Source organism: Corallococcus silvisoli (genome assembly GCF_009909145.1).
Taxonomy (GTDB): domain Bacteria; phylum Myxococcota; class Myxococcia; order Myxococcales; family Myxococcaceae; genus Corallococcus; species Corallococcus silvisoli.
In genome coordinates this window covers 63,111-84,796 of record NZ_JAAAPJ010000025.1, presented here as the reverse complement: position 1 = coordinate 84,796, position 21,686 = coordinate 63,111, and the positions used below count along the sequence as shown (strand labels likewise).

The 21,686-nt window shown below is 68.9% G+C and carries 14 protein-coding genes; 1 reads left to right on the top strand and 13 read right to left on the bottom strand.

Translation table 11 applies throughout. The features are described from left to right. Positions 1-1,035: 1,035 nt before the first annotated feature. Complete coding sequence (locus GTY96_RS34325; RefSeq protein ID WP_161666926.1) at positions 1,036-1,695, top strand: SRPBCC family protein; 660 nt, start codon at positions 1,036-1,038, stop codon at positions 1,693-1,695. Between the two features lie 64 nt (positions 1,696-1,759). On the opposite strand, the gene GTY96_RS34320 is transcribed toward GTY96_RS34325, so the two are convergent. The 13 genes from GTY96_RS34320 to GTY96_RS34260 all read right to left on the bottom strand — a co-directional run bounded on the left by GTY96_RS34320 (position 1,760) and on the right by GTY96_RS34260 (position 21,341). Next, positions 1,760-6,253, bottom strand: coding sequence for a discoidin domain-containing protein (locus GTY96_RS34320; protein WP_161666925.1), 4,494 nt, complete (start codon positions 6,251-6,253; stop codon positions 1,760-1,762). Positions 6,254-6,472: 219 nt separating this feature from the next. Then, a complete protein-coding gene (locus GTY96_RS34315; RefSeq protein ID WP_143904740.1) occupies positions 6,473-7,138 on the bottom strand; it encodes a hypothetical protein in 666 nt (221 codons plus the stop codon). Then, positions 7,135-7,692: a hypothetical protein gene (locus GTY96_RS34310; protein WP_186002017.1), complete on the bottom strand. Its 558-nt coding sequence runs from the start codon at positions 7,690-7,692 to the stop codon at positions 7,135-7,137. Before GTY96_RS34310 ends, GTY96_RS34315 begins: the two co-directional genes overlap by 4 nt. Positions 7,693-7,705: 13 nt before the next feature. Then, the gene (locus tag GTY96_RS34305; protein ID WP_161666924.1) at positions 7,706-11,005 is read right to left on the bottom strand and encodes a glycoside hydrolase family 2 TIM barrel-domain containing protein; all 3,300 of its coding nucleotides are present in this window, start codon (positions 11,003-11,005) and stop codon (positions 7,706-7,708) included. After that, a complete protein-coding gene (locus GTY96_RS34300; protein ID WP_143904743.1) occupies positions 11,002-12,372 on the bottom strand; it encodes a GH1 family beta-glucosidase in 1,371 nt (456 codons plus the stop codon). Before GTY96_RS34300 ends, GTY96_RS34305 begins: the two co-directional genes overlap by 4 nt. Next, positions 12,353-13,348 carry an ABC transporter ATP-binding protein gene (locus GTY96_RS34295; RefSeq protein ID WP_161666923.1) on the bottom strand — a complete coding sequence of 332 codons (996 nt, stop codon included), beginning with the start codon at positions 13,346-13,348 and terminating at the stop codon, positions 12,353-12,355. The genes GTY96_RS34300 and GTY96_RS34295 overlap by 20 nt, the downstream gene beginning before the upstream one ends. After that, complete coding sequence (locus GTY96_RS34290) at positions 13,345-15,114, bottom strand: dipeptide/oligopeptide/nickel ABC transporter permease/ATP-binding protein (RefSeq protein ID WP_161666922.1); 1,770 nt, start codon at positions 15,112-15,114, stop codon at positions 13,345-13,347. The genes GTY96_RS34295 and GTY96_RS34290 overlap by 4 nt, the downstream gene beginning before the upstream one ends. Then, positions 15,107-16,090 (bottom strand): ABC transporter permease, encoded by a 984-nt coding sequence (locus tag GTY96_RS34285; RefSeq protein ID WP_161666921.1) that lies wholly within the window; start codon positions 16,088-16,090, stop codon positions 15,107-15,109. The genes GTY96_RS34290 and GTY96_RS34285 overlap by 8 nt, the downstream gene beginning before the upstream one ends. Before the next feature lie 5 nt (positions 16,091-16,095). Next, positions 16,096-17,739 carry an ABC transporter substrate-binding protein gene (locus GTY96_RS34280; RefSeq protein WP_161666920.1) on the bottom strand — a complete coding sequence of 548 codons (1,644 nt, stop codon included), beginning with the start codon at positions 17,737-17,739 and terminating at the stop codon, positions 16,096-16,098. Beyond that, positions 17,736-18,599: a glycoside hydrolase family 16 protein gene (locus GTY96_RS34275; protein ID WP_143904748.1), complete on the bottom strand. Its 864-nt coding sequence runs from the start codon at positions 18,597-18,599 to the stop codon at positions 17,736-17,738. Before GTY96_RS34275 ends, GTY96_RS34280 begins: the two co-directional genes overlap by 4 nt. After that, positions 18,596-19,822, bottom strand: a complete 1,227-nt coding sequence (locus tag GTY96_RS34270) for an ROK family transcriptional regulator (protein WP_143904749.1) — start codon at positions 19,820-19,822, stop codon at positions 18,596-18,598. Before GTY96_RS34270 ends, GTY96_RS34275 begins: the two co-directional genes overlap by 4 nt. 47 nt (positions 19,823-19,869) lie before the next feature. Further along, a complete protein-coding gene (locus GTY96_RS34265) occupies positions 19,870-20,628 on the bottom strand; it encodes a hypothetical protein (protein ID WP_161666919.1) in 759 nt (252 codons plus the stop codon). A 434-nt stretch (positions 20,629-21,062) separates the two neighbouring features. Beyond that, positions 21,063-21,341 carry a hypothetical protein gene (locus GTY96_RS34260; protein WP_161666918.1) on the bottom strand — a complete coding sequence of 93 codons (279 nt, stop codon included), beginning with the start codon at positions 21,339-21,341 and terminating at the stop codon, positions 21,063-21,065. Positions 21,342-21,686 lie beyond the last annotated feature (345 nt).

The window sequence follows — 21,686 nt, the reverse complement described above, 5'->3', positions numbered from 1 at the left end:
AGGGTTCCATTAGCCAGCGGCTAGGCCGACCTCGTGCTGTTATGCGCGCAAACGGAGGGGACATGCGCGTTTCCGATGGAGGCCGGGAGCTGGATGCGACGTTCTCTGTTGAGGGCCAAGCCGGTGCGTGGGAGCTGGTCTTTGAGGCGCGCGGCGGGACACGGGGGAGGCCGGGGGCCGTCAACCCCGAATACCACACGGGCCTTGAGGTCCTGCTGGCACGGCTTCGCCAACTGGGGGCGGCCATCGCAAGTGTTGCCGCGCACGCTTTTTGATGGTTCCACGGCGTTCCACGGACCGGCTCGTTGATGGGCACCTCCAGCAAGCGAGCGAAACCACTGGAGTCCATCACGAGGGCGCGCGGCCGGGTGTCACCGCCGATGATGGCCTCTTCTTGAGGCGATTCCCTTTGGGGAATCGACGGTTGCAGCTTGAGCCGGAGCACGAGGCGGCTCAAGGCTGCCCGGAGGGCACCGCCGCCAGGCGGCCGTAGTGCCTTGAACCGACTCGGGATTCCCGCGTCCATCATCCAACCGGCTCACCCGGCCATCAACCAGCCTGCCTCGCAACAGCAAGTTTCGAGGTCGATTCCCGAGACACACAGCGGAAGGGCCTCACCCGGGATCAGCGCCGACTCCGGCTGGTCCGCCAGCCGTACCCCCTCAGCCTTGAGCCCGCGATGGACCTCCGCGAGCTCCGTCTCAACATCTGCCGTGCGAAGGGACACATCGGGCGAGACCCGACCGCGAAGGGGTATGGAAACGGCACGAAGCGCATCCGCCTCTTCCTGCGTCTTCCCGAAGCCTTCGCGCCGGACCGTCGGGGGCTGGAGGAGGTTCTGGCCTTCGGCGTCGCCGACGGCGGCGCTTCGCCTCCTCATCTGGCTCCGGTTAGCACTCTGGCCATGCTTCGGCCCAGTGCGGCGTGCTTGGTGCCGCGACGAACGGCCGGTGGCGCGGAGGGACTTGAGTGATGCGGGACACTGGCCCTAAGACGCGTCCGCCCCGCCCCAGGGGTTCGGTTCCGAGGACCTCCATGTTCAAGAAGATCGCCATTGGCTTCGCCGTCGCCCTACTGCTGCTGGTCGGCGTCATCGCCACCCGCCCCTCCACCTTCACGCTGTCGCGCACCGCCACGGTGCCAGGAACGCCCGACATCGCGTTCGCGCTGGTGAACGACTTCCACCAGTGGGCACATTGGTCCCCTTGGGAAAAGCTCGACCCCAACCTGAAGCGCGTCTACGGCGGCGCCGAGTCCGGCGTCGGCGCCACCTACGCCTGGGTAGGCAACTCCGATGCCGGCGAGGGCCGGATGACCATCGAGGAGAGCAAGACCGACGAACTCATCCGCATCAAGCTCGAGTTCATCAAGCCCTTCACCGCCACCAACACCGCGACCTTCGCGTTCAAGCCCGTGCAGGATGGCGTCGCCGTGACGTGGTCCATGTCCGGTGAGAACAACTTCATGAGCAAGGCGTTCTCGCTGTTCTTCGACATGGACAAGCTCGTGGGCAAGGACTTCGAGAACGGCCTCGCCAGCATGCGCACGGCCGCGGAGGCGGAAGTCGCGAAGCGCGCGGAGGCCGAAGCCGCACGGAAGCTCGCCGAGGCCAAGGCCACCCAAGAGGCCGCCGCCGCCGCTGCTGCCGCTGCACCGACGGAAGGCGCTCCCGCCGTCGCCGCGCCCACGCCGTAGCCCGGAACAAGAAAGGGGCGGCCGTCGTCCGGCCGCCCCTCCCCTTCAACTCAACCCCTCACCACTACTTCGTGAAGGTGATGGGCCCCGACGACAGCGTGGTGTTGTTCGCGCCGTCCACCGCGCGCACTCGCCATGTATGCGTGCCCGTGGCCAGGCCGTTCACCGTCGTCTGCTCCGTGCCCACGCCGTAGACCTCGAACTCCCACAGCGAGTAGCCGTAGGCCGTGGCGCGCTGCACACCCCGCATGCGCACGTAGCGGCCCACGCCAGCCACCGTCCAGTCGTCGATGCCGCCGTCGCCAGTGTCCACTGTCTTCAGCGCCACCCAGTTGGTGCTGCCATCCAGTGAGGCCTCCAGCACGTAGCGTCGGCCGTAAGCGGCCTCCCAGTTGAGCACGATCCGCTTGAGCGAATAGATGGCACCCAGGTCCACCGTGATGGACTCGGTGTCGCCCGTCGTCGCCGTGCCGACGCTCGACCAACGCGTCGTCAGGCTGCCGTCCACCGCGTCGTTCGCGCTGCCGAACTCCACGGACGAGGCATACGCGTTCTTGCCCAGCGCCAGGTTCGTCCCCGCCGCCACCGGCGTGCTGCGCAGGATGGAGGGGCTTCGGTCCGCGCCGTCCACGATGAGGACGTACTCGGCCACGCCCGCGCCCACGTCCGTCGTCTGCTCCCAGATGAAGCGCGTGGACGTGCCGGGCACCGCCTGGCCCGCCGACGGCGACAGCGCCGCGAAGGCCGACGGCGGCGTCGTGTCGTTCAGCGTGAAGGTGAACGTGGAGGACTGCGTCACCCCGTTCGCCCAGTTGAACGCCTTCACGAACCAGGTGTGCGTCCCGTTCGCCAGCTTCAATCCGTCCAGCGCCGCCGACGGCGTCTTGGTGATGGCCACCGGCATCGCGCCACCGTCCAGATACACTTCGTAGCGCTGGATGCCCGTCTGCGGATCGCTGCTCGCCGTCCAGGTGAACGCCGGACGCGTGCCGGTGATGACCAGGTTGTTCGACGGCGTCAGCAGGTTGAACGCCACCGGCGGCGTTGCGTCCATCAGGCCAAAGCCCTGGATGCCGGAGCCGTACTGGAACAGCGGGTTGCCATACGTGGGAGGCACCGGCAGGCCCGCCGCGATCTTCTGGCGGATGGCCGTCCGCTCCGCGTCCGTCGCGCCCAGGTCGAAGGGAAGGTCCCACCTCTCCAGCTGGCCGCTCTCCACGTCCGTGCCAATCTGGTTCATGCCGCGCGGCAGCTGCCACGGCGTCTTGCCGCGAGGCAGCACGTCACCGAACAGCACGTCCGCCACCGCGTAGCCCCCCATGTCGCCGGGGCGGTACGCGATCATCAGCGCGTTGGAGATGGGCATGACGTTCGTCAGCACGTAGGGCCGGGGCATGATCATCACCACCGTCGTGGGGATGCCCCGCGACTTGAAGCTGTTGATGATGCCGAACTGGTCACCCCACTTCGCTTCGTGCGCCGGGCCAATCGGGTCGCCCGGCAGGTACGGCTTCTCCTTGTCCCACTCGGTGCCGTGCGTGAAGTAGCTCTCGCCCACCACCACGATGGCCGCATCCGGCGTGACGCCTCCGGGGGCGTTGTCCTTGTAGACCGTCAGCCCCGCGGCCTCCGCGCGCGCCTTCACCGCCGCGTAGATGGTCGGGTCGCCGAACTCGGTGCCGTGGAAGTCCGAGCGCCAGGTCACCATGCAGGACATGTCGTCCGCGCGAGGGCCCGCGATGACCACCTTGCCGCCCGCGGGCAGGCGGATGGGCAGCGCGCCATCGTTCTTGAGCAGCGTCATGGCCTCCTGGGACGCACGGCGCACCGCGGCCTTGCTGTCCGCCGTGTGCCACTGGGAGGTGCCCGCGGGGCCCTGCTTGTACGGGTCCTCGAAGATGCCCAGGCGGAACTTCAGGTCCAGGATGCGGCGCACGGAGTCGTTGATGCGCGCGACCGGCACCTCGTTCTCGAAGTTCGCCATCGCGGACGGCGTGGCGCCGCCCATCACGTCCGAGCCCGCCGTCGCCGAGCGCACCCACGAGCCCGACGGCAGCCAGTCCGAGCAGATGACGCCGTCGTACTTCAGCTGGTTGCGCAGGTAGTTGAGGATGCCCGGGTTGTCACCCGCGCCGTAGCCCTCCGGCCCCAGCAGCCAGCTGCCGGCGTAGCCCGGCATGATGCCGCTGGTGCCCGCCTCGATGGCCGCGTGCCACGGACGCATGTGGTAGTGGATGGTGGTGCCATCGTAGGTGATGCCCGCCTCGCCGCCGGCGCCCTGGCCCGGCCAGTGCTTCGTCGTCACCCAGATGGAGGACGGGTTCACCTCCGGACCGCCCTGGAGGCCCGCGATGAGCGCGCGGGTGATGCCCGCCGCCAGGTCGGCATCCTCGCCATTGCCCTCCTGGATGCGCGGATAGAGGACCTTGGTGTTCACCTCCGCCAGCGGGGACAGCGTGCCGCGGCTGCCAATGGCGAGCTGTTCCTTGCGCTGGATGTCGCCCATCTCGTGGATGGTGTCCAGGTCGCGCGACGCGGCCAGCGCGGGCTGCGTGGGCCAGCTCGTCTTGTACCCGTGGATGGAGTCACCCGCGTCGATGTGCGGAATGCCCAGCCGCGTGGCCGCGGACGCCTTCTGGAACATCGGGATGTCGGTGGGCGACAGCGGCCCCATCTGGAAGCCCGCCTCCGGGTACACCTTGGCGTCGTAGAACATCTGGAGCGCCTTCTCCCGCAGCGTCATCCGGCCCAGCAGGTCATTCACGCGCACGGAGATGGGGTTGTGCCAATCCTCGTACGGCTCGATGGTCCCATTCTTGTTCAGGTCGCGCATGCCATTGATGAGGTTGACGCCGTCCGCCTGCGTCTCCACCACCGGCAGGTACACGCTGAAGTTGCCGATGTCGGAGCGCGACGTGGCGCCGCCCGACAGCGTCGCCACCACGTACCACTTGTACGTCCAGCGGTCTGGCAGGTCCTCCGTGAAGGTGAACGACGTGCCCGTCTGTGACGCCACCTGCGTGTACCGGTCCAGCAGGTTGCCCGCCGCCATCCAGTCGTAGTCGTTGCGAGTGAGGTTCACGTAGAGCTTGTAGTTGGTCGCGCCCGTGACCGTGGCCCAGGACAGCGTGGGCTTGCGCGTCGCGGTGATCATCGCGCTGTTGGCTGGCGCGGTCAGCCGGAACGCCCCCGCCACCGGCAGCGGCGCCGGCGCCACGTACGGGTCCGGGATGATGGTCGGGTCGCGAGGATCCTGGCCACCGCCGCCCGTGGAGTAGATCTCCACGTTCCAGTCCGCGCCCTGGACCGCCAGCGCCGTGACGGACTGGGCACGCTGCTGGGTGCCATTCACATCCACCACCGCCAGCCGGATGTCCGTGTTGGGCTGGGTGGGAGAGAACTGGTTCTTCGACAGCGTCACCGTCGTGTTGGGCGGGAACGTGAGCTGGTAGGTGAACGGCCCGGGCGGGTTGCGCACGGACGGCGTGGTGTTGCCTTCCTCCGGCACCGGCGTCACGGAGAGGGGCGCGGGCGATACATTGATCTTCGCATACGCCAGCTCCGGGAAGTTCAGCTTGATGGTCTGGTTGGTGGTCTGCGTGGGCGGCGGAGTCGTGCCCCCGGACTGGTAGACTTCAAAGGACCACAGCGAATAGCCATAGCCCGTGCCACGCTCCGTGCCACGCATGCGGATGTAACGGTAGGTGCCGGAGACCGGAATCTCCCGGCGGCCGATGGCGCCGTTGGTCACCGTGTTGAGCGTGGTCCAGCTGGTGTCGTCGTTGGAGCCGTCGATGGTGTACGTCTTGCCGTACGCGCCCTCCCACTCCAGCACCACCTTGCCCACCACCTGGGGCGTGCCCAGGTCCACGCGGATCCACTGCGGATCCACGCCCTGCACGGAGGCCCAGCGCGTGTTGATGTCGCCGTCGAACGCGAAGCCCGGCAGGAGGTACACGGAGTTACCCTCCACGCTGGACGCCGTCGCGGGCTTGTTCTTGGCCAGGTCGCCCGTGGTCGTGCCGCCGCCCGTCTCATAGACAGCGAACTCCCACAGCGAGTAGCCATAGGCGGGCAGCGCGCGAGTGACGCCCTGCATGCGGACGTAGCGGCCCGTCGTGCCAGCCGGCAGTGTCAGGTCATCCACCCCGCCGTCGCCATTGCTCACCACCAGCGCGTCGGTGAAGGTCGTGTTGTTGTTGGAGACCTGGATCTTGTAGCCCGTGGCATAGGCGGGCTCCCAGGTCAGCACCACGCGCGCGATGGTTCGCGTCTGGCCCAGGTCCACGGTGATCCATTCATTCTCCGTGAAGCCGCTGGACCACCGCGTGCCACCGTCCCCATCCACCGCGTACTGGCCCAGGAAGGGCCCTTCCGCGGACGACGTGAAGGTGGGCCTGTTCAGCGCCACGTTCGTCTGGGCATGGGCTTCGGAAGCACCCAGGGTGGACAGCAGCAGCAGCACCGCCGCGAACGCGTTCAAGAGCCAGACGCGCGGTGCTGGTGGAAGGCATGGGCTGACGCCCCTGCTTGACAATTGCGATGAATATCCAGACATTGGGGGACGACTCCTTGAGTAGGAACACGGCGACACACGCGTTCGCGCGCACGGCCAGGGCGCGCGGCGGACGCAGGGAACTGCCCGGCGGGAGTACTGCCTTCCCTGCCCTGCCGACACCGGGCGCGGGGGCGCGCTGGTGTCGTCAGGACAAAGCTCGGGCGCTCCGGCTGTCACACGACGACAGCCGGCCCACCCTTCCTGGCACTGCGTTCCTGCCTAGTTCGCGGTGAAGTACAAGTTGTCGAGCAGGAGAGACTGCCCCGTGGCTCCACCTTCGGCGCCGAAAGTGAACGGGGATGAGACGTCATTGAGCTTCAGGCCCGCCGCGACGAAATCCGCGACGGGGATGGCCAGATGGTGCCACGCGCCGTCATTCGCCCAGCCGTAGCGGGTCGCCGCGAGCGGATAGCCCTTCTCGTTCGTGCCCACGCCGGAGGACATTCCAAGCTTCACGTTGGCGAAGCCGGCATCCGTCGACTTCATGCTGACGTGGAGCGTCTTCCACGCATCGAAGTTGCGCGACGTCTTCCAGTGCACGCCGAAACCCAGCCACGCCTTGTTGTTCCACAGGATGCGGCTTGCGATCTTGCCCTCCACGCGGTCCGCGTCGTCCTCCACGTAGACGGTGTTGTCGTAGAGGTAGAAGTTGGTCTCCGCGTTGTCGAGCAGCACCTCTTCGGAGCGGCCCATCTCGTAGAAGATACCCACCATCATCCGGCGCTGCCCCGCGACGTAGGGGTCGGGCCCGGGCAGCAGCTCCGCCGCCGGGTCCGAGCCTCCGTCAGGGTTGCCCGGCAGCTCCTGCCCCGTGTAGTCCGCCGGGCCCGGATCCGGGCGGCAGGCAGCGAGCAGCAACAACAATCCCCACGCAGGCTTCTTCATGGCTTCACCGCCCGGTCCGCACCACTGGAGGTCTTCACCATCACCCAGCCGCCGCTGACGCTGCCGCCCAGCTCGACGACGCCCTTGTAGGAGGGCGTCGCCAGCTCGTAGGCCACCGTGCCGGACGCGTCGTACGTCACCGCGTCCGGGAAGTTGTCGAGCACGGACTGGAAGGCCTTCACCGCCATCTCCCGCGCCTTCGGCAGGCTGGCTTGATCCGCCAGGCCCCGCTGGTAGATGGCCGTCAGGTTGAGCGCCGTGTAGTACTGCGCCTCTCCATACGGGCCGTTCGCCAGCACCGTGGCCCACGCGTAGTAGGCCGCCACCGGATCCGCCCCGGACTGGATCTTCCACTTCGTCTCCGTGCCCACGCCCGAGCCCGCGAAGGGGTTGTTCGGGTCGTCCAGCACGGACGTGTTCGGGTAGATGCCCATGGCCGGGTCGGTGACGGTGAAGGTCAGTCCGTCCAGCGACTTGCCATAGAGGATGGTCGGGTCGTCGTAGCAGCCGGACAACGAGGCCACGGCGGCGGTCAGCAGGAAACCGGTCCTCATGATGCGTGTTCCCTCAGAGAGAAAGGATGGCATACGCGCCCACCTCGTATTCGCGACCCTTCAGGCCCTCGGTGAGGCCCCGGTCGTTGAGACCTTCGGAGTACTCGTCGAGCATGCGCACCAGCCCGCGCAGGCCGAACCGGGTGGACACCGCGCCCAGCACCGGCTTCTTCAACCCGTAGGACAAATCCCCGCCCAGCTGCACCGGGTACGTGAGGTTGAAGACCCGGTGGTAGTCGTAGGGTCCCCAGTCGTTGAAGTGCAGCTGGGCCGCGAGCAGCAGCGTGTCGTAGAGCACGGAGCCATCCAGGCCGAAGCGGTGGACCTGTCGGCTGTCCTCGCCGGAGGACTGGTTGCTGCCCACGAACGCCGTACCGAACAGTCGCAGGGACTGTGAGGGGTTGCCCACCAGGCGCAGGGACGTCTCCCATTCATCGCGGGGCACCGGCGCGCTGCCGAAGGCGATGGTGCTCCCATCCGCGAGGATGGCGATGCCCGCGTCGCGCGACGTGGGCTGGTGGCGGTAGACGATGTCCAGGCCCGCGGCGAACGGCGCGTCCTCGCGCATGTCGCGGTCCCAGGACCAGAACCAGGTGGCGGGCGTCGGGTCGAAGGTGATGAGCAGCTCGCCGCCCAGCGTCTCGCGGTTGTCCAGCACGCTGAACGCATCCGACAGCACGCTGCGCGGACGCACGCCCGCGTAGTAGCGGCCGGTGTCTGGATCGTAAGCGTCCTGGATGGTCGGGTTCGGCCCGACGAGGGGCTTCTGGTACAGGAAGTTGGGCGACACCTGGAGCATCCCCAGCTGCACCGCCGCGCCCAGCTGGCCGGAGTAGTGATTGCCGCGTCCGCTCTCCCGCAGGCTCCACCCGGTGATGATGTTGGCCTGCTCCGGCCCGCTGTCCGCCACGAGGCCGCGGATGGAGGACTGGGCGAGCCAGCGCACCGGGCCCATGTCGTAGGTGAGCCGCGCCTTGGCGCCCAGCGTGTCCAGGAACTGCACCTTGTCCTGGAGCACGTCGTAGCCGCTGTTGAGATAGCTGGGGGCGCCGTCCGGCGCGGCGCGCGTATACGTGAACGTCTCCCCGATGCGCTGGGGCGCGGAGAAGAGGCCGCCCACGTCCAGCACCATCTTGCCGGTGGCGTACTGGAAGTTGAGCGCCGTCCTGCGCGCGATGCGCTCGCGCACCACGGAGGCCGTGGACGAGGACGCGCCCTGCGCCAGGTCCTCCTGGTGCACCAGCGTCACGTTCACCGGCCCCACGCGGTTGCGGTACTTGGCCACCACGGAGGGGTTGGCGCCCCAGTACAGCTCCGGCCCCACCGCCACCTTCAGCCCTTCGATGGCGCGCTTGCCGCTGAACACCACGCCGAACGGCGCGTTGCCGTGGTAGATGTCCAGGTTTGGCCCGTAGTTCGCCTCGCGGTAGAGGCCGAAGAAGTCGCCCTCCTCGCCCCAGTGGTAGTGGCCGGTGCGGTAGTAACCCTCGAGCGCGAAGTCCGTCCGGTCCAGCTTGAACTCCGCCTGGTACAGGGCGAAGCGATCCAGCGGCGACTGTTCGCGCACGGGGGCGCCAGGGCCCACGGGGACCGCGTTCGCGCCCGGCGTGGAGGGCGTGCCGCGGTTCTCGTAGAACAGGTTGTTGAGCCGGTTCTGCGCCACGTTGCCCACGACGTTGAACGACGCGCGGCCGTAGACGCCGCTGGACGGCTGGAGCGCCAGGTCGAAGAAGATGGACTCGGTGTGGTCCGCGGAGCTCTGGTTCGGCCGCACCGTCGCGATGCTTCCGCGCGACAGCGAGCTGTCCAGGAGCAGCCGCAGGTTGGACACCCGCACCGCGCCCAGCTCCTCCGTGCGCGCCAGCGCCACCGACGACGTGTAGCCGCTGGTGAGCGCGGACGGACGGATGTTCCCGAAGTAGTCGCGGATGACGTCCGGCGTGGTGGTGGCCGCGTACGGGTCCAGACGGAAGGCGGCCTGGAGGACGTAGTAGGCGGTGCGAGGCTGGATGCCGCTGATGCCGTTCGCGTCCGGCGGGCCCAGGGCCGCGATGCCGAACCACTCCTCGTTCATGTTGTTCTGGCCGGGGACGAAGTCCGCCGTGTAGCCCCCGTTCGGCCACGACGCCGTGGTGTCGTGGATGGACAGGTTGGACTCCTGGCCCATCTTCCACCAGCCATCCACCCACTGGAACACGAAGCCACCCAGGGCGGTGCCCGACAGGCCCTGGCCGTAGCCCTCCAGGTAGATCTGCTCCCACTGCGTGCGCAGGTACTCCGCCTGCGCCACGTGGTCCTCGCGGCCCGCGCGGGCGTCGTACGCATCCGCGCCGAACTCGGAGAAGAACACCGGCTTGTTGAGCTTGGCCTTCACCTCCGCGAACAGGTCGCGCGCGGTGGCGCCGCGGTAGACGTTCGTGCCCAGCACGTCCAGGTCCTGGCAGTGCTTGGCGATGAGGTCGATGTACTGGAGGTCGCCGTTGGCGATGGACACGGGGTGGTTCGTGTCGCGCTTCTTCACCGTGCGGGCCGCCTCGCCATACAGCGAGTAGAGCGACTCCGCGCGCGCGGCGTCCTCATGGCCCGGCAGCGCTTCGATCTCGAAGGACGTCCAGTGCAGGCCGTAGTTGTTCTCGTTGCCCAGCAGCCACATCAGGACGCCGGGCACGTCCCGGTAGACCTCCACCTTCTCGGCCAGGGCGCCGAGGATGGCCTTGCGGTGGTCCGGGTTCGAGTAGTCGATGTTGACGACCATGACCCCGTTCACCGGGTGGCCATAGCGTCCCATCAGCGGGTTGAGCATCGTGTAGATGCCGTAGTTCCGGTGGATGTACTCGACCCAGACGGGCGGGATGTCATCGAACTGGCGGATGGCGTTGATGCCCGCGTCGCGGAGCATCCCCATCTCCTTCGCCAGCACCTGCTTGATGAAGTCCTCCGGCTGCGTCCACAGCGAGTACCGGTAGTTCTCGCCAATGGGCGTGTAGCCCCAGTTGACGCCATGGATGGGGAAGTCCTTCCCATCCACCTGAAGCTTGAAGCCGCGCTCGTCGTGGTACACGCGCGTCACCGTGGTGCGCGGGGCGCTCGAGGGTGCGGCCGCCTGGGTGGCGGGCATCAGCGGCGCCCTGGGGGCCGCGGGCTCCGGCGCGGGGGCGGCTGGGGCCGGCACGGGCGCCGCGGCGTCCACGGGGCCCGCGGAGGGCGGCTGCGCGGAGGGCGGCGACTGGACAGGAGCTCCGGCCCCGGACACCTGGGCCAACGCCTGGGGGCCGCACAGCGCCAGACACGTCGTCAGGAAGAGCCTTTTCAAGCGGCCTGCTCCACGTCCAGCCCGTTCTGGGCCACGACGTCGCGATAGAGGTGGGCACTGTCCTTCGGGATGCGCTGTTGGGTCGCGTAGTCCACCCACACCAGGCCGAAGCGCTTGGTGTAGCCGTAGCCCCATTCGAAGTTGTCGAGCAGCGACCACGCGAAGTAGCCCGCCAGCCGCACGCCCTGGCGGATGGCGTCACTGCACGCCTCCAGGTGCGTGCGCAGGTAGTCCACGCGCTGGGCGTCGTGCACGCGGCCATCCGCGCTGGGGGCGGTGGCGTACGCGCAGCCGTTCTCCGTGATGTAGATGGGGCCGGGGTCGTATTCGGTGTGCAGGTGCGTGAGCAGCCGCGTGAGGGCTTGCGGGCACACCTCCCAGTCCATGTCCGTCTTGTCCGGGCGCACGTGCACCGTGCGGGGCGCGTTCTGCTCCTCCGGGATGCGGTTGCTGCGCAGGACGGCGCGCGAATAGAAGTTCACGCCCAGGAAGTCGGTGGGCGTGGCGATGGTCTCCAGGTCCCCGGGCTGGATGAAGTCCAGGTGCGCGGACGGGATGCGCCCCGCCTTCACGTGGTCCTCGATCACATCCTTCGGGTAGCCCCGCCCGTAGAGCGGATCCAGGAACCAGCGGTTGAAGCCGCCGTCGAAGTCCCGGCATGCGTCCGCGTCCTCGGGGCTGGGCGACGCGGGCTCGCCCGGCGTGAGGTTGAGCGTGATGCCCACCTCCGCGCGCTGCACGTTGGCGCGGATGACCTTCACCGACTGGCCGTGAGACAGCAGCAGCGTGTGCGCCGCGGCCAGCATCTTCGACCAGTCCTTGTGGCCCGGGGCGTGCTCGCCGTTGCCATAGCCCAGGTAGCTGATGCACCAGGGCTCGTTGTGGGTGATCCACCGCTTCACGCGGTCGCCCAGCGCGCGGGTGATGACATCCGTGTACTCCACGAAGGCGTCACCGGTGGCGCGCGCCGGCCAGCCCCCCTGGTCCTCCAGCACCTGCGGCAGGTCCCAGTGGTAGAGCGTGACGAAGGGCTCGATGCCCGCGCCCAGCAGCGAATCCACGAGGCGCGAGTAGAAGTCCACGCCCAGGCTGTTCACCCGTCCCCGCCCCTCCGGGAGGATGCGCGGCCACGCGATGGAGAAGCGGTAGGACTTCAGCCCCATCCAGCGCATCAGCTCGATGTCCTCCGGCCAGCGGCGGTAGTGCTCACAGGCCACCGAGCCGTCGGACTTGTCTTGGATCTTCCCAGGGGTGGCGGAGAAGCGATCCCAGATGGACTCGCCCCGGCCATCCACACGGGTGGCGCCTTCAATCTGATACGCGGAGGTGGCCACTCCCCACAGGAAGTCAGGAGGAAACTGACGCATCGGAGGTAACTCCTTTCGAAACTTCGAGGTGGCAGCGAACGAGGTGGTTCGCGGCCGGCAGGACGTCGGGAGGCGTGAGGGTGGAGCAGCGCGGCTCGGACACCGGACAGCGCGGCGCGAACGGGCAGCCCGTCAGCGGTGGCAGGCCCGTGGCGGGGCGCACCGGCAGCGCGGACTGGAGGAAGTCGTCTCCGTCCGGCACCGCCGACAAGAGCAGCTTCGTGTAGGGGTGGCGCGGGTGGCGCAGCACCTCGTCCGCCCTGCCCGCCTCCACCACGGTGCCCGCGTAGAGCACCAGGATGCGGTCGGCCAGGTGGCGCGCGCTCGCCAGGTCGTGGGTGATGAACAGGATGCCGATGCCGCGCTCCTGCGTCAGGCCCCGCAAGAGCTGAAGCACGCCCTTGCGCGTCGACACATCGAGCATGGACGTGGGCTCGTCCGCGATGATGACCTGCGGCTCCACCGCCAGGGCGCGCGCGACCGCCACGCGCTGGCGCTGACCGCCGGACAGCTCATGCGGGTAGCGCCCCGCGAATTGATCCGGAGGCGTGAGGCCCACCGACTCCAGGAGCGACAGCACCTTCGTGCGGAGCCCCGACTTGGGGACCCGGCCGTGACGCACGAGCGGCCGCTCCAGGTGATAGGCCACCGTGTGCACCGGATTGAGCGACGCGAACGGATCCTGGAACACCATCTGCACGCGCTTGCGGTAGTCGAGCGACGCCTGCGCGCTGCTGTCCGTGAGCACGTCGCGCCCCGCGAGCCGCAGGTGGCCCGCGTCGGGCATGTCCAGCCGGGCCAGCAGGCGCGCCAGGGTGCTCTTGCCGCTGCCGGACTCACCCACCAGCGCGACGATCTCCCCCGGCTGGAGGGAGAAGGACACGCCCTTGAGGATGGGCCGGCGCTCGCGGGAGAAGAAGCCGCCCGTGACGAAGCCACGGGTGAGCCCTTCCGCCTCCAGCAGGGGCGCGCTCATCGGTGACCTCCGGGAATGGCGGCGACGCGCGTGGACGGCCGGGACACGGGCAGCTCGGGGGCCGGCGCCGGCTGGGGCGCGGGGGCCGCGTCACCCGCCGCGAGGTGCGGGAACGACGACAGCAGCAGCTGCGTGTAGGGGTGGTGGGCTCCGGCGCGCAGCGCCGCGGAGGTGCCCACCTCCACCAGCTTGCCGGCCTGGAGCACGCCCACGCGGTCCGACAGCGCGAGCAGGAGCGGCAGGTCGTGGGTGATGAAGAGGACGGCGAAGCCCAGGCGCTGCTTGAGCTCCACCACGCGCTGGAGCAGCTCCTTCTGCACCACGACGTCCAGCGCCGTGGTGGGCTCGTCCATGATGATCAGCCGGGGCTCCAGGGCCAGCGCCAGCGCGATACCCACGCGCTGCCGCATGCCGCCGGAGAGCTGGTGGGGCCACGCCGTCACCAGGTCCGGCGACAGGCCCACCATGCCCAGCAGCTCCCGGGCGCGGGCGTAGGACGTGGCGCGCGACACGCGGCCGTGCGCCGCGAGCGTGTCGTGGAACTGCTCGCCCAGGGTGAGCACCGGGTTGAGCGCGCTCATCGCGCTCTGGAACACCATGGACACCTGGCGCCAGCGGAAGGCCCTCAGCCCCGCGCCCTCCAGGGCGGTGACGTCCATGCCGTTGAAGAGGATGCGCCCCTGCGTGACGCGCGCGGAGGCAGGCAACAGGCCCAGCAGCGCGGAGCCGATGGTGGACTTGCCGCTGCCGGACTCGCCCGCCAGACCGAAGACCTCGCCGGGGGCCAGGTCGAAGGACACCGTGTCCACGACGCGGGAGGCGCCCTTCTCCGTCGCGTAGTCGATGCACAGGTCCTGCACGCTCAGGAGCACGCCCGGCGAGGGCCGGTCCACGTGCACGGGCAGCACGGTCCCCGGAGGCAGCGGCGCGGGCTTGTGCACGCGAAGCGCGGGGTTGGTCATCTCGTCGACGGCGGAGCTGAGCAGCGTGAGCGAGAAGCCCACGAGCGCGATGCACAAGCCCGTGGGCACGAAGATCCACCACGACCGCGTGAGCAGCGCCGCGTCGTTGCCGGCCCAGTAGAGGTTGGTGCCCCACGTCACCTCGCTCACGTCGCCCAGCCCCAAGAACTCCAGGCCCACCTGGGCGCCCACCGCGTAGAGCGTGTTGCCGATGAAGGACGCGCCCAGGATGGACGCCATGTTGGGCAGCAGCTCCCGCGACACGATGCGCGAATGGCTCTCCCCCGTCACCACCGCCGCGGACACGAAGTCGCGCCCGCGCAGGGACAGCGACTCCGCGCGGAACACGCGCGCGTTCCACGCCCAGCCCGCGACCGTCAGCACCGCCACCATGCGCAGGGGGCCGGAGGGCAGGTAGGCGCCCAGCACGATGGCCAGCGGCATGCCGGGGATGACCAGGAACACGTTGGTGGCGAGCGACAGCACGTCGTCCACGCGGCGGCCCAGGTAGCCCGCGGTGACACCCACGAGCGCGCCCACCAGCGTGACGAGCGCGCCCACCGCGAAGCCCACCGCCAGCGTCCGCCGGGCGCCCACCACCGTCTGGGCGAGCACGTCCTGGCCCTGCCCCGTGGTGCCGAACCAGTGCGCCGCGGACGGCGGCTGGTGGGGACGGCCGACGAGCTCGGACGGGTCCATCACGAAGAAGGGCCCCACCACCGCGAGCAGGAGGAAGCACAACAGGAGGCCGCCGCCCACGGCCGCCTTCCGATGGCGGAGCAGCCTTCGCAGGGAGTCACGCATGGGCGCGGGTCCTCGGATCCAACCAGAGGCAGATGAGGTCCACGGCGAAGTTCGCCGCGAGCACCGCCAGGGTGATGGCCAGGAACAGCCCCTGCATCAGCGGGTAGTCCTGGTTGCGCACGGCGAGGATGAGCAGGTAGCCCGTGCCCGGATAGGAGAAGACCATCTCCGTGAGCAGCGAGCCGGAGAGCACGAAGCCCACCGCCATGCCGAAGCTGGTGATGTTGGGCAGCAGCGCGTTGCGCGCGGCGTAGCGCAGCATCACCTGCCGGGGCGGCAGGCCCCGCGCGTGCGCCAGCCGGATGGAGTCCGTGCCCAGCGTGGCGACCATGGTGTTGCGCATGCCCAGCATCCATCCGCCCAGCGTGGCCACGACGATGGAGGACGCGGGCAGCACCGCGTGGCGGGCCACGTCCGCGGCGAACGCGAGCGACAGCCCCGGCTCCATGTCGTGTCCGTACGCGTGGCGCAGCGGGAACCACCCCAGCACGAAGCCGAAGAGGTAGAGCGCCAGCATCGCCAGCCAGAAGTACGGAAAGGCCCCCAGGAACGAGAGCGCGGGAGCGAGCCCCGAGTCCAGCCACCCTCCCCGGTTCCACGCGGCGAGCACGCCCAGGAAGGACCCCACCACGAAGCTGATGATGACCGCCACGCCCGCGAGGCCCACCGTCCACATCAGGCCGGTGCCGATGACCTCCGTCACGCGCGAGGGGAAGTACGCGTACGACATGCCCAGGTCACCCTGCGCCAGGTGCTTCAGGTAGGTGAGGTACTGGGCGTGGAGCGGAGCGTCGGTGAAGCCGAAGGCGGCCTTCAGCGCGCCCATGGCCTCCGGCTGCACCTTGCCCTCGAAGCGCGCGAACATGGCAGCGGCCGGATCGCCGGGCGCCAGGCGCGGGATCACGAAGTTGAGCGTGAGCGAGGCCCACGCGGCGATGAGGTAGAAGCCCAGTCGCCGGAGGATGTAGCGGCCCATGTTCGTTAGCGCTCCCTGGGGGACAGCTCCGTCAGCACCAGCAGGCTGTCGGGCTCCGCGTGTGGCGCGAGCCGCGCGTAGGGGTTCTGTTCGGTCGGGAAGCCCGTGAAGCGCAGGCTGTTGGACTCGCCCCAGGAGGGGTTGGGGAACAGCGGGATGGCGGGCGCCGTGGCGGAGAAGCGCTGCTGCACCTGGGACATCAGCGCGTGCTGCTCCTCCGGCGTGCCGGCGCGCTCGAAGCGCACGAGCAGCTCATCCGCTTGCGCGTCCCCCATGCGGTGCCAGTTGGCCGCCGCCACCTCGCCCACCGGCCGGACGGTGCGCGGTGACAGCAGCCACTTGTAGAAGTTGTACGGCGTGGGCCCATCCAGCGACCAGGAGATGGCCATCTGGAACTCGCCTTTCTGGAGGCGCGTGAACCAGGTGCCGAACTCGTACGTCTTGAGCTGCACGGTGATGCCCAGCTTGCGCAGGTCGCGGCCCACCACCTGCCCCGCCCGCACCCAGTCCGACCACCCGCTCACCACCTCCAGGTCCAGCGCGAAGGGCTGTCCCTCCTTGAGGCGGCGGAGACCATCCGGGCCGCGCGTCAGGCCCGCCTCGTCCAGGAGCTTGTTCGCCGCGTCCAGGTCGTAGTGGGTCCACGCGTCCTTCGCGACCTCCGGATCCTTCCAGCCGGAGTACGCGTCATTGAGGGCGGTGGCGTCCGCGGGGCGCGTGTAGCCATACATGGCCACCTCCACCAGCTGGTCGCGGTCCAGCGCCATGCTCAGCGCCTTGCGCACGCGCACGTCGTCCAGCGGGGGCCGCGTGGTGTTGGGATAGAGGAAGACCGTGCTGCCGTAGAGCGGGAACCACCGGGCGTGGTGCGCGGGGTCGCGCGACACGAAGGTGCGGTCCACCGCCGGCACGAAGTTGCCCGCCCAGTCCACTTCCCCCTCCACGAGCGCCATGTTGGCCTGGTCGTTGGTGGGGAACGCCAGGAAGCGCAGCGCGGACACCTTGGGCTTGCCGGGCATCCAGTAGTGCGGGTTGCGGCCCAGCTCGTAGACCTGATTGCGGAACAGCGTCACCTGGGTGAAGGGCCCGGTGGCCACCGGCTCTGGATTGGTGAACGTCACCGGATCCGCGACGTCCTTCCAGATGTGCCGGGGCACGACGATCTGGTGCGCCAGGTCGCTGAACCCCGGCAGGTACACACGCGAGAAGGAGAACACGACGGTGTCCCGGCCTTCCGCCTTCACGTCGGCGAGGAAGCGCCACACGCCGCCCGCGTCCAGCGCCGGGTGCTGCTTCAGCAGGCCGAAGGTGAAGACGACGTCGTCGGCGCTGAAGGGCTTGCCGTCGGACCAGAGGACCCCGTCGCGCAGGGTGAAGCGCAGCGTGCGCTGATCCTCCGACCATGCATGGCCCGTGGCCAGCCACGGCACCCACCGGGCCTGCGCGGAGCTGAAGATCTCCATGCACTCATACACGCCCGCGCGCGTGGGCCAGCGCGCACCGGCGCCCGCGAACAGCGGGTTGAAGTTGCGCACCCACGCGCTCTGCTGCTCCACGGAGACGAAGAGCACGCCCGGCGGCCGGGGCCGCGGCTCCGAGGAGCACGCCACCAGCAGCACGAGCGGCAAGAGCGCGCGGGCGAACCTCACTGCGCCGCCCTCTCGTAGACGCGGACGTAGTCCACCTTCATCGTCTGCGGGAACACCGTCTTGGAGTCCGGCGGCCCCACGAACGAGCCGCCCACCGCGACGTTGAGGATGATGAAGAACGGATGGTCGTAGACCCACTTCTTCCCGGCGGGCAGGTTGTCGGGCGTGGCCTCGAAGTAGACGGTGTCGTCCAGGATGAAGCGCATCCGCTCCGGCTCCCACTCCACCGCGTAGACGTGGAAGTCCGCGGCGAGCGGCGGGCCGGAGGCGGCGTACTCCCGGCCTACGTTCGCGCCGCCGGAGTAGCCCGGCCCGTGCAGCGAGCTGCGGATGATGGAGGGGATCTGCCCCCGGTGCTCCATGATGTCGATCTCGCCGCACGCGGGCCACGGAACGGTGTTGACGTTCGCGCCCAGCATCCAGAACGCCGGCCAGATGCCTCGGCCGGTGGGCAGCTGGATGCGCGCCTCGATGCGGCCGTAGGCCTTCTCGTAGCGGCCCTTCGTCGACAGCCGCGCGGACGTGTAGTCGTTGTTGCCGTAGCGCTCACGCCGCGCGGTGATGGCCAGGTGGCCCTCGCCGTCCAGGGACGCGTTCTCCGCCCGCGCGGTGTTGTATTCGTACTGGCCGTTGCCCCACCCGTCCCCGCCCACCTCCGCGCCCCAGCGCTCCTTCGAGGGCAGCGTGCCCGCGGGACCGTCGAACTCGTCCTGCCAGACGAGCTCCCAGCCCGTGCCCGGCTGCTCCGCGATGGGCTTGGGTTCCTCGTTTTGCTTATTATCCAGACCCGCAGCCGGGTCACACGACCCCAGTCCCAGGCCCGAGAGGGCCAGGGCGAAGACGAACCGACGCGATGTCATGCAGTCCTCCCGACGTTCTGCGTGGGAAAGAGGGTGCGGTCGCGCAGGGCCGCCTGGAGCACCAGGGTGGCCGCGCCCACGGCGATGGCGCGTTCTCCCAGGGCCGACGTGACGATGCGCGTCTCCGCCATGGACACCGACAGCGCGCGCTGCCGCACCGACGCGCGCAAGGGGTCGAGCAGCATCTCGCCCACGGAGGAGATCTCTCCGCCCAGGACGACGATGGCTGGGTTGAGCAGGTTGAGCAGGCCCCCCACGGCGATGCCCAGGTAGGCGCCCATGCCGTCGATGATCTGCTTCGCGGCGGCATCGCCCGCGCGGGCGCCGTCCACCAGGTCGCGCACCGTGGGGCCCTTGCGGCCCCGCGTGCCCATCAGCTCGCGCGCGCGTTCGGTGAGCGCGGTGGAGCCGATGAGGGTGACGAGGCAGCCCCTGAGGCCGCACACGCAGAGCGGCCCGTTGGAGTCCACCGCGATGTGGCCGATCTCACCGGCCGTGCCTCCGGCGCCCCGGTAGACGTCGCCGTGGATGATGTGGCCGGCGCCAATACCGGTGGCCAGCTTGATGTACGTGAGGTCCTCGCCCCCGGCGCCCGCGCCCCAGAAGCACTCCGCCAGGGCGCCGAGGTTCGCGTCGTTGTCCACGAACACCGGCATGTCGAAGGCGGTCTCGAACCACTCCCGCACGTCCACGTTCTTCCAGGCGGGCAGGATGAGGGGGGACATCTTCCCGGGGGCGGCCGGGTGCACGGGGCTGGGCACGGCCACCCCCATGCCGACCACGGAGCGGCGCGGGACGCGCTCGGCGTCCAGGCACTGCTGGATGAGCTCCCGGGCCTTCTGGAGAGACCCTTCCGGATCGCCGCGGACCGCGTGGCTCGCCTTGCTCTGCGTGCGCACGCGGCCGCGGAGGTCGGTGAGGACGACCGTGACGTGGGTGGCGCCCAGTTCGACGCCCACCAAGCTGAAGGCCTCGTCGCAGAAGCCGATGAGGGTGGGACGGCGGCCCCCGCGGGAGACCCCGGCGCCGATGCTGCGCACCAGGCCCGCCTGCTCCAGGTCCGCGACGATGGCGGAGACGGTCGACGGGCTGAGCTCCGTGCGCCGGGCGATCTCCGCCCGGGAGATCTGACGCTCGCGCCAGATCATGTTCAGCAACAGGCCGCTGTTCTGCGCGCGCATGCCCGCCGCATCGACCGTCAACACCGCCGTTCCCGCTCTCATCGTCCGCTCACGTTCCGTAGTTGGCGCACCGGGCGCTCACAGGGGGATTACTGCCACTGGATGTCGTCGATATAGAAGGCGAACGGTTCGTCATGTCCGCCCGCGGACCAGCCGAAGCCCGCCGCCACGTCTGCGTAGCGGATCTTGCTGATGTCGAGCGTGTACTTGACGGGGGTCGTGGTCAGGACGGCGGCCGGGTTGAGCTTCTTCTCGAAGCCGTCCTGGGAGTCCGCGCCGTAGCCGACGAAGAAGTCGACGGTCTCTCCGCCCTTGTCGCTCCACGCGTAGAAGGTCACGGCCTTCGCGCCATCCGGCACCAGGAAGCCGGGGGTATTGGTCTTGCCCCAGTTGTCCTGAGGGTACTGCCAGAAGACGCCTGCCCAGCCCTGGCCCTTCTTGGTGTAGGTGAACTTGTGGCAGGTCCCCAGGCCGGAGCCCGGGCGAGGCGTCGCGCACACGGGCTCGTCCGTGAGGCCATTCTCCGAGCCGTCACCCATGTAGCCGCTGGACGCCCAGGTCCCGTCCACGGCCAGGGGCAGCGACGTATGCGTGCCGGCGTCCGTGCCCGCGTCGGTGGTGCCGGCGTCCGTGCCCGCGTCGGTGGTGCCGGCATCCGTGCCGGCGTCGGTGGTGCCGGCGTCGGTGGTGCCACCGGCGTCGGAGCCCGCATCCGTCTTGGTCCCGGCGTCGGACTGGGGGCTGGGGGCCGGCGTCTCGTCCTCGGGATCACATGCGCCAATGAGCCCCGCGACCGCGAAAAGTCCGGCGGCCGCCCACGTCCACGCGAAACGCTTGTTGCGATGCATGCGATCACTCCTGGTTGTCTTGCTGAATGACTTCGTTCTTACGTCGAAGAAATCAAAAGCCACTGGAAGTCGCCGCTCGCATGTCGCAATGCGTCACCTGCGCCACCGTCCGCCAGAGGAGAGTCTGCGTCTCCCGCCGACGGAGCCCCTGCTGTCTGGAGCTGTCCTGCGTCCCCGCCCATCACGAACACATGCGAGTTCGTTCGATTGACGAAGAAATACCAGCCCCCTTGACCCGTTTGCAAGGGCGTGACCGGGCACTCCTCCGTGTCAATCCGTTGATGCAGTGCGCCGTTTTGCAGTCTGGCGGTCGGAAGATGTTGGGGATGGAGATGGAGGGGAAACGGACTGCGACAGGCCGACCGCACCGCGCCAGCATGCGCGGGGTCCAGGCCTCGAAGCTGGAGTGAGACGATGACTTGAAGGGGCCTGTCTCAGCGCAGGTGGTCCACGCGAGGACGCACAGTCTTGGCCTGGAGTTCCAGTGTCATGGCGCGACGTCTGCCGATGCTTCCACCGATAAGCATCCCGACGATGCCCCCCAGCCAGATGATAGCCAGTCCAACATCCGTTTCGGTGCCGCCGATTGCTCCGCCGCCCCAAGCGCCGACGAGGAAGCCGAGGAATCCATACAGAAATACGCTCAAGGAGGCTTGCCGGTTGAGGCCCTCCGCGTGCTGCTTGATGGCGAATGGGGCGTAACGCAATGTCAACGGAGAGCCTCCTTGCGTTGCCTGACGGGCCGCGACTCTCGGAACATCGCACGGACTTCTCAGGACTGCAGGAAGTTCTCCACTTTCACCTCGTAGCGAGTGACGGGACGGCGGAAGCAAGCCTCCTACGCTACGCCACGGCCCTTCAGAGCTTGAAAAACAACAACAGGGCCATGGTGAATCCAGAAATCTGAATCCCTTCAAAAATGAGACTGTCCATCGTCACGTAGATGCCCGCCCTTGACGCAGAAGCAGGGCGCGTCGAGCCAGATAGGCTACGAGAAGAGCGACATGGACACCCCATGCATACCAGAAAACAACAACCCCCTCGAAAACCCCACCGCT

Coding starts and splice junctions, on each gene's coding strand:
- GTY96_RS34325 (WP_161666926.1), top strand. CDS start 1,036: ATGTTCAAGAAGATCGCCATTGGCTTCGCCGTCGCCCTACTGCTGCTG.
- GTY96_RS34320 (WP_161666925.1), bottom strand. CDS start 6,253: ATGTCTGGATATTCATCGCAATTGTCAAGCAGGGGCGTCAGCCCATGC.
- GTY96_RS34315 (WP_143904740.1), bottom strand. CDS start 7,138: ATGAAGAAGCCTGCGTGGGGATTGTTGTTGCTGCTCGCTGCCTGCCGC.
- GTY96_RS34310 (WP_186002017.1), bottom strand. CDS start 7,692: ATGAGGACCGGTTTCCTGCTGACCGCCGCCGTGGCCTCGTTGTCCGGC.
- GTY96_RS34300 (WP_143904743.1), bottom strand. CDS start 12,372: ATGCGTCAGTTTCCTCCTGACTTCCTGTGGGGAGTGGCCACCTCCGCG.
- GTY96_RS34295 (WP_161666923.1), bottom strand. CDS start 13,348: ATGAGCGCGCCCCTGCTGGAGGCGGAAGGGCTCACCCGTGGCTTCGTC.
- GTY96_RS34290 (WP_161666922.1), bottom strand. CDS start 15,114: ATGCGTGACTCCCTGCGAAGGCTGCTCCGCCATCGGAAGGCGGCCGTG.
- GTY96_RS34285 (WP_161666921.1), bottom strand. CDS start 16,090: ATGGGCCGCTACATCCTCCGGCGACTGGGCTTCTACCTCATCGCCGCG.
- GTY96_RS34275 (WP_143904748.1), bottom strand. CDS start 18,599: ATGACATCGCGTCGGTTCGTCTTCGCCCTGGCCCTCTCGGGCCTGGGA.
- GTY96_RS34270 (WP_143904749.1), bottom strand. CDS start 19,822: ATGAGAGCGGGAACGGCGGTGTTGACGGTCGATGCGGCGGGCATGCGC.
- GTY96_RS34265 (WP_161666919.1), bottom strand. CDS start 20,628: ATGCATCGCAACAAGCGTTTCGCGTGGACGTGGGCGGCCGCCGGACTT.